Genomic DNA, 15126 nt, shown 5'->3' on the forward strand with positions numbered 1-15126 from the left:
GAAATTCCTCGAATAATTGAAAAACTAACACTAAACGACTTGAGTTCCGCTCAGTGTCATTCCATTCTCTTAGAGTGATTAGACCAGTCAATCAATCCATGAGTCGCCCGGTAACGCGAGGCGTAGGAAATTCGGCAGATGAGTCGCGTCTATATTTGCGCGAGTCGGATCTGGATCATGGTGCCTCTCTTATTCGCCAATCTGCGCGAAAAATCAGACATCTCGTGAATAGTGTTGCTCAGGAAGCTAATCTATTAGAAGCCGAATTGGATACATTAATAGAGTTGCAAGATCTCGAAGGGTGCGACATTTCGGAGCTACGAACACACCTAAATGCACCTAAACAATCTTTAGCAAGAAATCTAAATGCACTTGAACAAGCAGGGTATATCCGCCGAATCCCATGCGTAAAGGATGGAAGACGTCGCCTTTTGCATACAACTGATTCTGGAAAAGCTATTATTACAAAGGCTGCCAAAGGTTGGCGTGACGTACTGCTAGAAGCCTATCGCTCATCGGGTCCAGATGTTGTATCAAATGCAAAGAAAATGCTCCAATCTGTCGTGGACACCCCTCTTCACAAGGATTCTGAAGAATGACCGAAACTGCGCATATTCTTGCAATAGATGATGATGATCGTATCCGCGACCTCCTCAAGCGCTTTCTCGTATCTGAAGGCTATGGGGTCACAACAGCGTCTGACGCGCAAAATGCGCGCAAAATTATGAAGTCTATGGCGTTTGATCTTATCATTCTGGACGTGATGATGCCCGGTGAGGATGGCTTTAGTTTTCTCAGTTCCATCCGGGAAACTATAGACACGCCTGTTATCTTGCTTACCGCCAAAGACATCACAATCGACCGCATTGAAGGCTTGCGTCGCGGTGCAGATGATTATGTGACCAAACCGTTTGAACCAGAAGAGCTATCTTTACGTGTTGGCGCGATCTTACGTCGCGCAGCACCGCCAGAACCTGTAGAAGAAGTTATTCTTTCCGACCAAGTATTCCACGTCAAAAAAGGTGAACTTCGTAGAGATGGTCGCATTGTTCGCCTCACTGAAAACGAGGTACAACTCCTGCGTATACTCGCTCAGCGAGATGGAGAACCTGTTTCACGCCAAGAATTAGCCAACCTCACCTCTGCAGGTGTTGAGCGCTCCGTAGACGTGCAAGTTACGCGCTTACGCCGCAAAATAGAATCAGACCCACGCGAACCGATACATTTGCAAACCGTACGCGGCATCGGCTATCGCCTAATTGGAGACTAGAGCCACAGCTCCCGCTAGGCTCTCAATTAAGATGACATTTTCACGCTTTTTTCCACGCGGGTATCTCGTTCGATCCTACCTGATCGTCATCATGCCAATTGGCCTTCTTATCGTGGCAATGACGGCAATGTTTTTTGCCTCCCACGTCAAAGAAGTGAACCGCCGCCTTGCCCTCTCTGTTGGCTCCGAGATTGAAGTCCTCATCAACACAGCTAATACTGACCGCCCACTGTTTGAAAAAATTCAGGACCAATATTATAAGGCAGCCCTTATGGAGACGAGGATTGCCTCTAAAGCTCCAGATAATGAAGGCAATCCCTGCTGTGAGGTATTGGAAGACACACTGGAGACGCTCCCCAATCACGCTGAGATCACCCGCATGTTGGATAATGGCAATGTGCGTATTCTATATGGCGTCACTCATCCTGTAACGGGTAACGCTGAAACACTCATCATCGAATTTCCACGCAAACGCGTCATGATGATTACAGCGCATATCTTTATTTTTTGGACACTTGTGTTCTCGGCACTACTGCTGCTTTTGGCACACGGATTTTTAAGAAACCATGTTCGCTCCATTTTAAATCTCGCACATGCCGCCGATGCATTTGGGCGCGGTGAAGATGCACCAGACTTTAAACCCTCCGGTGCCCGCGAGGTACGCCAAGCTGCACGGTCTGTTATTCGTATGCGTAATCGGATCAGGCGATATGTAGACCAGCGCACGCAAATGCTAGCCGGTGTCTCCCATGACCTGCGCACCCCGCTTACCCGATTAAAGCTTGAACTCGCCCTGATGAAAAACATTAAAGGCGTAGATCTTACTGCGGCGAAAGCAGATATTTCTGAAATGGAAAAAATGCTTGAGGGTTATCTCGCATTCGCACGCGGCGAAGGAGACGAACCTACTGAAGAGTTTGACGCCGTTAATCTCATTCAGGACGCCTATCTCGCAGCCTCTACGCGCGCAAAGGTCACTCTAAACGCACCAGAACACCTACTCATGCGCGGACGACCTCTAGCGATAAAACGCGCAATATCAAATCTTGCGAACAATGCCGCAGACCATGCTGATATTGTGTATATCCATATCACGCAAACCCAAGGTGTCGTTCAAATCTGCGTGGAAGATAACGGCCCTGGAATTGATGAAGACAAATATCAAGAAGCGATGAAGCCCTTTGGGCGGCTAGATCCTTCGCGCAATCAAAACAAATCCGGTGTTGGACTTGGGCTAAGCATCTCAAACGACGTTGCCCAAGCGCATGGTGGCTTTTTGCGTTTAGACCGTTCCGAACTAGGCGGACTAAGCGCGACATTAAACCTACCCACATCAGCTCAAAAAGCAGAGCCGAAATAAGTTTAGCTATCTTTGGATAATTCCACGGACCTATCTCGTGCTGTACGAAGCGCGCGCTTCATCACATCATTGATACCGCCCTCAGCCATCATCACTTCCAAGGCGGCAAGTGTTACACCATTCGGGGATGTTACAGCTTTACGTAAATCTTCTGCAGACGTTGGATCTTGATCCATCAACACGCCAGCACCGATCACCGTCTGACGTGCAAGACGTTGCGCTATACCCTCTTCTAGCCCAAGAGCAACGCCACCTGCGGCCATAGCCTCAACCAGCAAAAATGTATAAGCAGGTCCACAACCTGACACCACAGTCACAGCATCCATCAATGCCTCATCCAATGGCCCTTCAACAGCCCCAAGAGACGACAACAACGCATTGACCATTTGTGTATCAGTCGGCGTACAGGCGCTAGACACACTGAAAGCAGTGACCCCCGCCCCCACAGCACCGGGTGTATTTGGCATAGCACGCACAATTTTTGTCGCGCCAGTTTCACTTCCCAACCGATCAACCGTTATACCTGCCATAACAGACACAACCAATGTTGTTTCATTCACCCATTTAGCAGCATCCGATGCCACTTTAGAAAACACTTGGGGTTTCACAGCAAGAATGAGCACATCCACTGGCGCAATTTCAGTCGGATTTAAAACCGCGCCTTTTTTTGCGCAAAGCTCTCTAAGAGCATCCGAAGGGCTGGGGTCAATAATATTGACTGTTTCCACACCTGCCGCATCAAGATCACATAGCCAGCCCTTAGCCATCGCAATTCCCATGCGACCACCGCCAATCAATGTCACCGTTGATTTTAAATTCATCGTAGAACCCGTCATTATATACGCCAGTTTAAGCCTAACGCGTCACGGTGATAGCCTAAGCCTCACCCAAAGTATCAAATACAGCCACTTTCAAAGCGTCTTTAGGCGTTTTTCCTGCCCAAATCACGAAATTAAACGCTGGCAAAAATTTCTCAATTGCTTCTGCTGCCGCGCTCATCAACGCCGCCACTTCGCCACGTTCGGGCGCTTCACGGTCAAGCAAGGGCAAAGTGTGACGATACATAATCACGCCTTCTTCAGCCCAATGCTCAAAATGCCCCATCCATAAACGCTCATTGACCATACTAAGCAATTCAAGCACCGCCGCGCGGCGCGTTGCCGGAGCACGCATATCTGCAGATAAAGAAAAATGAACAGCACGCGGTTCATTGCGAAGCATAAACATGCCCCCGCACTCTCCCCAACGCGTTGGTGCTGCGCAATTGACGCTCATCTCATCATTGCGCTCCGCTCCCCATTCAGCTGAATTGAGACATTGCTCGATAACTTCGAGAACATCATCATTGGCATCATATTGCAGGGATGAAAGAGCCGACATATTGGCATCCTTAATAGGGAGACAAGAAAAAGCGTTTAATTCGCTGCAAACCGCGTTACGCGCTTATAGATTGCTCGTAAAGTTAACCGGACAAGATTTTTTGTGGACCGATTAAGAAATTTTATTTGCTCAATTTTGCCTCAAGCGCATTAACCTTCGCCTCTAAGGTCTCCACGCGCTCCTGTGATGCAAGCAGCATCGCTTTCAGCACATCGAATTCTTCACGGCTTACAAGGTCCATGTCCGCGATGACGCGATCAGTTTGCGCACGCAATAATCCTTTGGCTTCATCGCCTGCTGCTTGGGCTGCACCCATCGCACCAGTCACAAATTTTGCCGCTTCATCAAAAATTGGGTTCTTTGTTTGCATTTCTTAATGTCTCGCCTCTGGACCAAGCGCCTTCCACGTGGCACTGCATCTACTCAACATAGGGGACTATGGTCTCGCTTGCAAAGGCGTTTCTTCATAGAGCTTATTTTAAAGGACGTGCAGCATGTTTGTGGCAATACCTTTTCCGGAGATTGATCCGGCAGTCTTCACTATCCCAGCTTTGGCGCTAGGTGACTTTTCGATCGGACCGTTTCCACTGCGTTGGTATGCATTAGCATATATTGTGGGACTTCTATTGGCATGGCGTTATGCCAGCTATTTGATCTCAAAGGATCGACTTTGGTCTGGGGCGAATGGCAAAAGCCCTGTCTCACGTGATGACTTAGATGATTTTGTCTTTTGGGCCATGATGGGTGTGCTAATTGGTGGACGTCTTGGATATATCCTCTTCTACCAACTCCCCTTTGAGCCAGACCGCATTTTCAGCGACCCCTTGATGATTTTCAAAATGTGGGAAGGTGGCATGTCTTTCCATGGCGGCCTGATTGGAGTGGCATTCGCCATGGCCTATACGGCACAGCAACGCGGCCTTTCACTGCTATCATTATCTGATATTGGTGCAGCCACAGCCCCTATCGCTCTATTCCTTGGCCGAATTGCTAATTTCATCAATGGCGAACTTTATGGCCGCCCAACCGATGCGCCTTGGGGTATCCGTTTCCCTGTGTTTGATTTCAACATTCACAAATGGTTCTATCAGGATGCACTGGGCGCACCTTTAGGCTCTAAAGTTCCCGTACACCCAAGTCAGCTTTACGAAGCTGCACTTGAAGGCTTTTTGCTTTTCACAATCATTTCCGTCGCAGTTTGGAAGTTCAAAATTTATCGTAAACCGGGCCTCGCGACAGGTATATTCCTTGTCGGGTATGCAAGTGCGCGGACCATCGTTGAAAACTTCCGTGAACCCGATGCGCATATTGGCTTCCTACCGGGCGGCTTCCTCACCATGGGGATGTTGCTCTCCTTGCCAATGGTTATTGGTGGCCTCTACCTCATACGCCGCTCTTTCAAGCCAAATGGTGGAAAACGCACCCCGAATACGGAATCTGCTAACTAATCGTGACGAAGCCTACTCAAGAGATCAGCCTCACCGAACGCCTGAAAGCCATGATTCAGGCAGACGGACCCATTCCAATTTCTGTATTTATGCAGATAGCCTTGTTTGATCGAAAACAAGGCTATTATGCCACTCGCCCTGGATTAGGGACCGACTTCACAACCGCGCCAGAAATTAGCCAGGTGTTTGGTGAAATGGTCGGCATTTGGGCAGCGCATGAATGGCAACAATTGGGATGTCCCTCACCTTTCTACCTTGTTGAAATGGGGCCAGGTCGGGGAATTATGATGAGCGACATTTGGCGCGCCACCTCCAAGGTTGCAGGCTTCCATGACGCCGCGCGTCCCTATTTGATTGAACCTTCCCCTGCGCTGAGAAAAATTCAAGCACAAAACCTCACTCAAATTGACACACCTATTTGGGTCGATTCATTGCAAGAGATTCCAATCGGGCCAACACTCCTCCTTGCAAATGAAGTTCTCGACTGTCTCCCTATTCGTCAATATATTCGACATGATGGTGCTTGGTGTGAGCGCAAGGTCGGCATAGACCAAACAGGAGCGTTCCAATTGGGAATCTCAGGCCCAATAGCCAAGGAGCACACCTCTAGCTCTGATATAGCACACCCAGACCTGACGGGGGTCATACAAGACGTAGTTGAGATATCCACCGCTCTGGATGCCTTTATTGACACCATTGCAGAACGCCTAAAACAAGGCCATTCACGTGCGCTCTTCATTGATTATGGTCCAGCAAACGCAACGCCTGCTGATACGCTGCGCGCCTATTCAAATGGCGACCAAATTGATCCGCTCACCCAAATTGGTGAAGTGGACCTTACGGCCGATGTCGACTTTTCAAAGGTGAAGCAATTTGCTGTTTCTAAAGGATTAAATGTATCCGGCCCAACGCCTCAAGGTTGGTTTCTAAATGCCCTTGGCGGCGTTGAACGTGTAAATGCACTTATCGACCAAAATCCTCAAAAGGCCGATGAGATCGCCCAAGGTGCAATGCGCATAATGGCTCCTGATCAAATGGGAGAACGCTTCCAAGCCATTTGCTTATCTTCGCCAAAGCTTCCCGCTCCTATTGGCTTCTAGCACAAAAAAACCGCCTATAATCAAGGCGGTTTTCCTGTCTGTATTTGTATGTTCGTCTAACGACGCTTCATAACCATTTCAAAAATATCATCAACAGCATTCCCATCACCGTCTGCATCTAGCAGATTACCGATCATGCCCATTGCACCACTGTTTTGAGACGCCTGTTGCTGCTTGCCACCCATGAGGCCACCCAGCAGTCCACCAAGCATTCCACCTGATTTATTGCCTGAATTGCCTGCCGAGGCAGCTCCCATCACCGCTGCAGCAATACTTCCCATATTGCCCATAAGGTTAGCTGGAACATCGGGGTCTTTAGATTGCTTCGCAAGCGATCCCATCGCCATAGTCGCAACCATAGGCAAAAGCTTCTTCATCAAATCTGAAGACACACCGGCACGCTCACTTGCTTTAGCAGCAACTTCACGACTTACCTCTTTTGAACCCAGTAAGTGACCCAAAATAGCATTCCCGTCCGCAACGGACTCCGGCTGCGCGAGTGTTTCTGGCTGCTCTAGATATTGCGCGTGATTTCCATTCTGTAGCGCGCCCATTAGCGCTTCTAACCCACCTGGTTGTGACACATTACGTTTCAAACCACCTGAGATAGCTGGCAATAACGCTTTCACAGCGGACTGAGTTGAACTTTCATCCAAACCAAACTGTTGACCCAATTGTTTCAGCGCGCCTTGACCAGCACCCGAAGCAAGCATGTCCATCAAATTTAAACCAGCCATAGGATTTTCCCCTTAGAAATTGCATTCATTACCTAAGGGTTAACATGTTCAACCTGACCACGCTATGAACAAAACACATAGACCATAAAAAAAGCCCAGCAGAACATACCACTGGGCTAATTAGATTATAAAAACCAAGGGTGAAGTTAAACGCGACGTTCAACCATCATTGTTTTAATTTTACCAATTGCTTCCGCAGGATTTAGCCCTTTCGGACAAACCTGCGCACAGTTCATAATCGTGTGACAACGGTATAGCTTGAACGGATCTTCAAGGTCATCCAAACGATCTCCTGTGGCTTCATCACGGCTATCAATCAGCCAACGATAAGCTTGGAGCAAGGCAGCAGGGCCAAGGTATTTGTCACCATTCCACCAATATGACGGACAAGATGTTGAACAACATGCACATAAGATACACTCATAAAGACCATCCATTTTTTCTCGGTCTTTAGGTGTTTGTTTCCACTCACGTTGTGGCTCTGGTGTTGTTGTCTTGAGGTAAGGCGCAACATAAGCATGTTGAGCATAAAACTGTGACAAGTCCGGCACGAGGTCTTTAATAACGGGCTGGTGCGGCAAAGGAGAAATCGTGATATTTCCCTTAAACTCGTCATGACCTTTCGTACAAGCAATCGTGTTTTGCCCGCCAATGTTCATGGCACAAGATCCACACACACCTTCACGACAAGAGCGACGGAATGTCAAAGTCGGGTCAACTTCATTCTTGATGTAGATCAAAGCATCAAGAACCATTGGGCCAAATAACGATGTGTCAATCTTATATGTATCCCATCTCGGGTTCTCACCAGAGTTAGGGTCATAACGGTAAATACGGAAAGTTTTGAGTGATCCTGATGACGCACTCTCTGGAGAAGACCAAGTCTTTCCGGCTTTAACTTTAGAGTTCTGCGGGAGCGTGAGCTGAACCATGTTGTCCACAACCTTTTTTATTTATTTAAGCGCAATCTAACGACCTAATCGTAAATGCATAGTGTGCTTAGGTTTTGGTAGCGCTAAAAAACAAAGAAATTTTCGAGACTGAAAATCATTCGCAGTAACAATCCCTTATTCTTTGCCAAAACCTGTTTTTTTGAGATTTTTCACTTGATTCCGACCCATGACAATACCTTTGCCCAAAGCATTTGGCCCCTTGAAATCGTCTTCACTTCAACAGTTTCTGCTGGTGGGCCCGCAATACTTTGACGCTTTAAATCAATCATTTCGGTCACACCAGCTTTCAGCAAGGCAGCACAAAATGCTTCGGGACCAATCTCCGCAGCAAGTTCCATTTCGTTCTTGAAGAGAGGTATAGGCGCAATGAAATGAATGTCACTATTCACTTCAGCGTCGACCAAATGCATATGACCAAACCCCGGATTAGGAAGCTGCGGCTTCACAAAACCAAACCCAGCAAATCCCGCATCATCAAATACCGGTCTTGGAGTTTCTGAAAACGTAACCGTCTCCCCCTCCTCAACAGCAACACCGCTTAAATGCACGATTTTAGCAAACTGACGCACCGTATTAGCAGCAAGGTTCAGCGCTGAAATGTCTTCTTCTTCATTGCCGTTTTGCTGAGCAGCAAGCACAAACTCAACACGCCGAACAATATTGTGCTCGCGGTAATGAGCTGAAGAAAGAGGTACAAAGGAACACCCAAGGCTAGAGACATAAGCAAACTTACGCTCTCCCTCAGGAAGCACAACCAACACATCCACAGGTACGCCGTCCTCGGACGAATTTCCGGCCCACCCATCTTCATCGGTAAAAACAGTCTGAAACTCACCAATATGGCGCGCAAGATGAAGATCAAGCGCGTCACGCATATCATCAGTTGACATGCCAAAGTCTGTTTCTGGTCCCCATATATTCATCTATTTATTTTAACGCGCCTAAGTTCAGGGTCAATAAATACTCAAGACTTCACTGCGTTTTTATTTTCCCTCTATTTCAGCAATCACTGCCCTATTACATTGGTTTTTTTAAATTTTAAGCACAAAAAAGCCCGTCTTCACATAGGTAAAAACGGGCTTGCTTTATTTCAACACGCTTTGAAACTTAGTATACGCGTGCCTTTGGCTTAATGTAATCAATATCTTCTGACATTGTGTAAGTGTGGACTGGACGGTAATCAATTGTCACCTTCCCTTTATCATCACACCACGCAAGTGTGTGTTTCATCCACTCTTCATCATTACGATCAGAGAAGTCTTCGCGTGCATGCGCCCCGCGGCTTTCCTGACGATTTGCAGCACCCGTAACTGTCACAGCCGCTTGCGCAATCAAATTGTCCATCTCAAGCGTTTCGACAAGATCTGTATTCCAGATTAAGCTTGTGTCTTTCACTGACAGATCAGGCATGCCCTCATAACATTCGGCAATTTTCGCAACACCTTCGTTAAGCGTGTCACCTGTACGATAAACCGCACAATTAGCTTGCATAACTTTTTGCATTTGCAAACGAAGTTTCGCAGTTGGAGTGCCGCCTTTGGCGTTGCGGTATTTGTCTAGACGCTCAAGTGCATTGTTGCCTGCGTTCTTAGGAAGCTCAGGCTGACGCCCATTCACTTCAAGCTTTTCGCCACAACGCAACCCAGCCGCACGACCAAACACAACAAGGTCAATCAATGAGTTTGAACCAAGACGGTTTGCACCATGAACAGACACACATGCCGCTTCACCCACAGCCATCAAACCAGGCACAACCGCATCAGGATTATCACCCTTCTTCGTAAGCACTTCACCGTGATAGTTTGTTGGAATACCGCCCATATTATAGTGAACCGTCGGGATCACTGGGATAGGTTCTTTTGTTACATCAACACCAGCAAACACGCGCGCACTCTCAGAAATACCCGGCAAACGTGCTGCCAAAATATCTGGATCAAGGTGATCAAGGTGAAGGAAAATGTGATCTTTTTCTGGACCAACACCGCGACCTTCGCGAATTTCCATTGTCATTGAACGCGACACAACATCACGTGAGGCAAGGTCTTTAGCAGATGGCGCATAGCGCTCCATAAAGCGCTCACCTTGTGAGTTCGTCAGATATCCACCTTCACCGCGCGCACCCTCAGTAATCAAACAACCTGATCCGTAAATACCAGTCGGATGGAATTGAACAAATTCCATGTCTTGCAGAGGTAAACCAGCGCGCAATACCATTGCGTTACCATCACCCGTACACGTGTGCGCAGAAGTACATGAGAAGAATGAGCGGCCATAACCACCCGTCGCCAAGATCACACGTTGCGCACGGAAACGGTGCATAGTCCCGTCATCCAACTGCCAAGTTGTTACACCGCGACATGCTCCATCATCATCCATGATGAGGTCCATCGCAAAGTGCTCGATGAAAAATTCCACATCATATTTCAATGATTGGCCATAAAGCGTGTGAAGCATAGCGTGACCCGTACGGTCAGCAGCTGCACACGTACGTTGCGCAGGCCCATTTCCGTATTCACGTGTCATACCACCAAAAGCGCGTTGGTAGATTTCACCCTTATCTGTACGGGAGAAAGGCATACCCCAGTGCTCAAGCTCATACACAGCATCTGGTGCGTGGCGCACGAGATATTCAATAGAATCTTGATCGCCCAACCAGTCAGACCCTTTAACAGTATCATACATGTGCCAGCGCCAGTCATCGCCGCCTTCCATGTTACCCAATGAAGCCGCAATACCACCTTGCGCCGCAACTGTGTGAGAGCGTGTCGGGAACACTTTAGAGATACAAGCAGTTTTCAATCCAGCTTGCGCAGCACCAAGCGCTGCACGTAAACCGGAACCACCCGCACCAACAACCACAACGTCAAATGTGTGATCTACCCATTCATATTCGCTCATTTTGTCTTGCCTTTCATGCGCCCGCTCCAGATTGTCTGGGGGCGATAAATATTATGCTACTGCAACTTTAAAAACGGAAAACACTGTCACAGCGATCATCGCAAAACTGACAAATGTGTTGAGCATCAGCAAAGCGATACGCATGCCGTGACCCGAAATGTAGTCTTCAATTACCACCTGCAACCCAAGGCGCATGTGATAAATAGCACTACAAAAAGCGAGCAAGACCAAAATCGCATTGAATGGTTGGCTTAACCAAACCTCTGCATTGGCAAAGCGTTCTAATGCGTTTGCACCTTTTGTTGCGCAAAGCATGGAGAATAAGAACCAAGGTACCAAAAATATCAGTGCAACGGCTGTTACACGCTGCGCTATATAGTGACCGGCACCATCGCGCGCTGAACCAAGACCACGCACCTTACCAAGCGGTGTACGCATAGAAGAGTTAGACATATCAGCGCTCCCTTAAACTGTCAGGCCAGGTACAAGACCCGCCAAAACCCAAATTACAACAGCACCGATCAATGCGAATGCAAGCGTCACATATGACCAGATATTTGCAATCTTTGGCGAGAAGCCTTTACCCATATCCCAGAACAAGAAACGTATACCTTGTGACCAGTGGAACATGATTGAAACAGTGAAACCAAATAAAATGATTTTGCCGAAGATGGATGTGAAGAACACATCAAAGCATTCAAACACTTCACTGCCTGATGCAATCGCAAACAACCAGCCCACAAGAAGCACGAGCCCCAACGCATTTCCAACGCCTGTTATGCGTTGCAAAATCGACGTCAGCATTGTCGGGTGAAATTTCCAAACTTGAAGATGTGGCGACAATGGTCGTTTGTCTGCCTCGACCTGATTTGCCATGAATGCCCCTTTTCCGCCTTTTAACCTGCGAACAATATATTCGTTTTTTGCATACTGTAATTAGACGCTCTCGATACCGTGTCAACGTGTCTAAAAGTCATACAGCCCATAAGTATTCACTATATTTTGCGATATAGCGCTAACATAGAGCTAGCTGCAATTGGTTCGCACAAATACCCCTCTTTTCTTGTCCAGCAACTCTTACTAACTAGTGAACAGACACAAATCCTCAGGCCATAGGTTTATATATGAAAATCGCCATTATCGAGACAGGCTTACCTCCCGAAGAAATCAGAAGCGATTTCGCCTCATACCCTGAAATGATCAAAGAGCTCATTCAGACAGCGTCCACCGAGCCGACATTTAACACATACAGCTTTTGCCATTCTGCTTTCACTCCATCAGATATCCCCGCCATTGAAAACTATGATGGTTTTATCGTCACTGGGTCGCCCGCTGGTGTTTATGAGGATTGGCCATGGATGCAGCCCTTATTTGAATTTATAAGACAAGCTGCAGCGCGCAAAAAACCATTGGTCGGCATATGCTTTGGCCACCAAGCAATCGCCCAAGCCCTTGGTGGGGAAGTAACAAAATCGCCTAAAGGTTGGGGAATTGGTCTTCACACATATGAGATCACCACAACACCCGCATGGATGACGCAACCTCAAAGTCAGCTAAGTCTAGCGGTTAGCCACCAAGATCAGGTCATAACCCAACCGCCAAACAGCAAAATTCTCGCACATTCAGAATTCACCAGTTTTGCTGCACTTTATTACCCCGATACGCCAGCGCTAACATTCCAAGGCCATCCTGAATTTGCCAATGATTATTCTGAAGCGCTCTACTCACTTCGAGCAAAGACATCGCTCATAAATGAAGATGTACAAGCAGCGATAGAATCTCTCAGCAAACCTGAAGACAATGAACTTGTTGCAAAATGGATGTGGGAATTTTTCCTGCATCATACTCAAGCATAACGCGCTCGGTAGCCAAGAAGCGGAAATTTACATTTTGGGGATTTCCGCTTGGTACCTCTGGCCCGACTCGAACGGGCACTTCGTTAGAAACTGGATTTTGAATCCAGCGCGTCTACCAATTCCGCCACAGAGGCACTAAGCGAGGCGGGAAAATGGCAGAGAGGCACGAAAAGGTCAAACTATTTTCTCTAGTTTTTTTAAATTTATGCATTGTGCATTTTTTTTACAATAAATTACGCTTTTTCCTTTCAACCTTCCGTCGAGAGTATTACGCCTGAACTGGCGCAAACCAATTTTGTGCGGGTTTGATTTTTTACGGAAGACTATCTGGCGATGACGCAACCATCAGAAGACCTGCTTACATCCTCCTCATCAGATGAAGCTCAGCACAAGCCAAGCATGATTGAAGCACTTGAGAAGCTGGCAGCAGACGCCCCTGAAGAGGGCATCACACTGAAGGAGCTCACAACAGCCCTTGGAGATCAGGCTTTCGGAACGGCTCTTTTCATATTGGCTCTACCTTGTTGTATTCCCTTCCTTTATGTCGTCCCTCAGATAGTTGCCGTCCCAATGGCGCTACTCGCTTTTCAAATGGTTTTAGGGCGCAAACAACCTTGGATTCCAAGCAAATATGCCGGCAGAAAAATCAAACGTGAGGGCCTAGAGCAAACTGCAAAAGGTGGGCGAAAATATTTTGGATGGGTTGAAAAACTCTCTCGTCCGCGCCTTACATTTTTAACAAGCTCAAAGTTAGATCGCCTTATCGGTTTGATTTTAGTCGTGTTTTGCCTTTCTATCCTTACCCCAATCCCCGGCACCAACACTGTGCCCGGCTTCGCAGTGGCGATGGTTTCCTTTGGAATTATGGAACGAGACGGACTTCTAACAACAGGCGGCTTATTGCTGGGCTCAACTTGGATCGCAATCCTACTCGCAGGTGGTACAGCTGTGATTAAAACATTGATTGGGCTCGCTTAAATAGCGATCACTATTCATCACGAAACGCGTTTTGGGATTGCATATTTGATAATCTTCCGTGCAGATGGTGCCTATGATTTCAAAACTATTATCTCACCGCACATGGCCTTTTGTCGCTATTCTCGTCAGCATTTTTATGTTGGCGTCAGCGCATGCCTTTGAAATTTTTGGGAAAATGTATCCATGTGATCTTTGTCTAAAACAAAGAGAGCCATATTGGGCTGCGATTGCAATCAGCATTGCTGGGCTAATACTTGCCCGCAACAAACCTCATTGGCCCGTTTTGAAAATAGTTTCTGCGATTTTGGGCGTGGTTTTTCTATATGGCGCGGGATATGGATTATATCATTCAGCGGTAGAAATGGGTTTGATTTCAACAGGTTGCTCTAGTGCAGGATTTGATCCGACCCATTTTCAATCACTCGATCAGCCCATGGTTGTTGGCAAGTGCGACGAGCCGCCACTCGTGATTTTTGGCGTAACTATGGCCAATATGAATGCATTCGCATCTCTGTGTTTTATGGTATGCTCATTTATAACTGCAACAAAAAGCACCAAAAGCACTGCGTAATCAGGGAGTTATCTCTATGCCTCGTCATGCCCCTTTACCAAACCGCACCCAAGAAATGGTCCGCGTGGATCATGCGGGGGAATACGCCGCCGTTGCTATTTATCGAGGACAACGTGCTGTTTTTGAACGGCAAAACAACACGTCGGGTATCGTTGAACAACTCACTGAGATGGAAGCCGAAGAGCAACATCACCTCGCAGCCTTTGACGAACTCATTCAAACAAAGGGCGTGCGTCCTACCGCTATGACCCCCATCTGGGGTGTGGCTGCTTATGGTCTGGGTGTTGCCACCGCCCTACTTGGTGAGAAGGCGGCCCATGCCTGCACCGAGGCTGTAGAGACCGTGATCGAAAAACACTACGATGACCAAGTAAAAGAGCTTGAAGCAAAAGGTGAAACTGAATTGTCACCCATGTTCGCTCAATTTCGAGACGAAGAAGCCGCTCACAAAAACCTCGCGGTTGAAGAAGGCGCGCATGAAGCCCCCGCCTACCCTTTGCTATCAGCATTTATAAAAGCAGGCTGTCGCGCAGCAATCAAAATCTCTGAAAAAATCTAAATTGATACAAAAAGAG

The 15126-nt window shown here is 47.4% G+C and carries 18 protein-coding genes and 1 tRNA gene; 9 read left to right on the plus strand and 10 right to left on the minus strand.

From position 1 onward, the window contains the following. Positions 1–98 precede the first annotated feature (98 nt). The 3 genes from ACFQS8_RS10265 to ACFQS8_RS10275 are packed head-to-tail and all read left to right on the plus strand — an operon-like array spanning position 99 to position 2630. Positions 99–599, plus strand: coding sequence for a MarR family winged helix-turn-helix transcriptional regulator (locus ACFQS8_RS10265; protein ID WP_382167242.1), 501 nt, complete (start codon positions 99–101; stop codon positions 597–599). Continuing rightward, positions 596–1270, plus strand: coding sequence for a response regulator (locus ACFQS8_RS10270; protein WP_382167243.1), 675 nt, complete (start codon positions 596–598; stop codon positions 1268–1270). Before ACFQS8_RS10265 ends, ACFQS8_RS10270 begins: the two co-directional genes overlap by 4 nt. Before the next feature lie 31 nt (positions 1271–1301). Continuing rightward, the gene (locus ACFQS8_RS10275; RefSeq protein WP_382167244.1) at positions 1302–2630 is read left to right on the plus strand and encodes an ATP-binding protein; all 1329 of its coding nucleotides are present in this window, start codon (positions 1302–1304) and stop codon (positions 2628–2630) included. A 2-nt stretch (positions 2631–2632) separates the two neighbouring features. On the opposite strand, the gene proC is transcribed toward ACFQS8_RS10275, so the two are convergent. The 3 genes from proC to ACFQS8_RS10290 form a co-directional block, all read right to left on the minus strand. Beyond that, positions 2633–3466 (minus strand): pyrroline-5-carboxylate reductase, encoded by an 834-nt coding sequence (proC, locus tag ACFQS8_RS10280; protein ID WP_382167245.1) that lies wholly within the window; start codon positions 3464–3466, stop codon positions 2633–2635. 40 nt (positions 3467–3506) lie between these two features. After that, a complete protein-coding gene (locus ACFQS8_RS10285) occupies positions 3507–4010 on the minus strand; it encodes a type III secretion system chaperone family protein (protein ID WP_382167246.1) in 504 nt (167 codons plus the stop codon). Between the two features lie 121 nt (positions 4011–4131). Then, positions 4132–4380, minus strand: a complete 249-nt coding sequence (locus ACFQS8_RS10290) for an accessory factor UbiK family protein (protein ID WP_382167247.1) — start codon at positions 4378–4380, stop codon at positions 4132–4134. Between the two features lie 124 nt (positions 4381–4504). On the opposite strand from ACFQS8_RS10290, the gene lgt reads away from it, so the two are divergent. After that, the gene (gene lgt, locus ACFQS8_RS10295) at positions 4505–5458 is read left to right on the plus strand and encodes a prolipoprotein diacylglyceryl transferase (RefSeq protein ID WP_382167248.1); all 954 of its coding nucleotides are present in this window, start codon (positions 4505–4507) and stop codon (positions 5456–5458) included. A gap of 2 nt (positions 5459–5460) precedes the next feature. Further along, on the plus strand, positions 5461–6558 hold the full coding sequence (locus tag ACFQS8_RS10300; protein ID WP_382167249.1) for a class I SAM-dependent methyltransferase: 1098 nt from the start codon (positions 5461–5463) through the stop codon (positions 6556–6558). A gap of 56 nt (positions 6559–6614) precedes the next feature. On the opposite strand, the gene ACFQS8_RS10305 is transcribed toward ACFQS8_RS10300, so the two are convergent. The 6 genes from ACFQS8_RS10305 to sdhC form a co-directional block, all read right to left on the minus strand. Then, entirely contained in the window at positions 6615–7295 is a 681-nt protein-coding gene (locus ACFQS8_RS10305) for a DUF937 domain-containing protein (protein ID WP_382167250.1), read from the minus strand. 146 nt (positions 7296–7441) lie between these two features. Then, entirely contained in the window at positions 7442–8227 is a 786-nt protein-coding gene (locus ACFQS8_RS10310) for a succinate dehydrogenase iron-sulfur subunit (protein ID WP_382167251.1), read from the minus strand. A gap of 170 nt (positions 8228–8397) precedes the next feature. Next, positions 8398–9171, minus strand: a complete 774-nt coding sequence (locus ACFQS8_RS10315) for a suppressor of fused domain protein (protein ID WP_382167252.1) — start codon at positions 9169–9171, stop codon at positions 8398–8400. 184 nt (positions 9172–9355) lie between these two features. Then, complete coding sequence (gene sdhA / locus ACFQS8_RS10320; RefSeq protein WP_382167253.1) at positions 9356–11146, minus strand: succinate dehydrogenase flavoprotein subunit; 1791 nt, start codon at positions 11144–11146, stop codon at positions 9356–9358. Positions 11147–11197: 51 nt separating this feature from the next. After that, positions 11198–11599 (minus strand): succinate dehydrogenase, hydrophobic membrane anchor protein, encoded by a 402-nt coding sequence (gene sdhD / locus ACFQS8_RS10325; protein WP_382167254.1) that lies wholly within the window; start codon positions 11597–11599, stop codon positions 11198–11200. Between the two features lie 12 nt (positions 11600–11611). Continuing rightward, positions 11612–12022: a succinate dehydrogenase, cytochrome b556 subunit gene (gene sdhC, locus ACFQS8_RS10330; RefSeq protein ID WP_382167255.1), complete on the minus strand. Its 411-nt coding sequence runs from the start codon at positions 12020–12022 to the stop codon at positions 11612–11614. 248 nt (positions 12023–12270) lie between these two features. On the opposite strand from sdhC, the gene ACFQS8_RS10335 reads away from it, so the two are divergent. After that, on the plus strand, positions 12271–13002 hold the full coding sequence (locus ACFQS8_RS10335; protein ID WP_382167256.1) for a homoserine O-acetyltransferase/O-succinyltransferase family protein: 732 nt from the start codon (positions 12271–12273) through the stop codon (positions 13000–13002). 49 nt (positions 13003–13051) lie between these two features. On the opposite strand, the gene ACFQS8_RS10340 is transcribed toward ACFQS8_RS10335, so the two are convergent. Beyond that, positions 13052–13136: transfer RNA gene (locus ACFQS8_RS10340), tRNA-Leu, on the minus strand. 199 nt (positions 13137–13335) lie between these two features. Between ACFQS8_RS10340 and ACFQS8_RS10345 the strand changes: the two genes are divergently transcribed. The 3 genes from ACFQS8_RS10345 to ACFQS8_RS10355 all read left to right on the plus strand — a co-directional run bounded on the left by ACFQS8_RS10345 (position 13336) and on the right by ACFQS8_RS10355 (position 15110). Next, positions 13336–13980 carry an exopolysaccharide biosynthesis protein gene (locus tag ACFQS8_RS10345; protein WP_382167257.1) on the plus strand — a complete coding sequence of 215 codons (645 nt, stop codon included), beginning with the start codon at positions 13336–13338 and terminating at the stop codon, positions 13978–13980. Between the two features lie 73 nt (positions 13981–14053). Further along, positions 14054–14551: a disulfide bond formation protein B gene (locus ACFQS8_RS10350; RefSeq protein ID WP_382167258.1), complete on the plus strand. Its 498-nt coding sequence runs from the start codon at positions 14054–14056 to the stop codon at positions 14549–14551. Positions 14552–14567: 16 nt separating this feature from the next. Next, on the plus strand, positions 14568–15110 hold the full coding sequence (locus ACFQS8_RS10355) for a demethoxyubiquinone hydroxylase family protein (RefSeq protein WP_382167259.1): 543 nt from the start codon (positions 14568–14570) through the stop codon (positions 15108–15110). Positions 15111–15126: the final 16 nt, after the last annotated feature.

It is taken from the genome of Hirschia litorea, assembly GCF_042665075.1.
Taxonomy (GTDB): domain Bacteria; phylum Pseudomonadota; class Alphaproteobacteria; order Caulobacterales; family Hyphomonadaceae; genus Hirschia; species Hirschia litorea.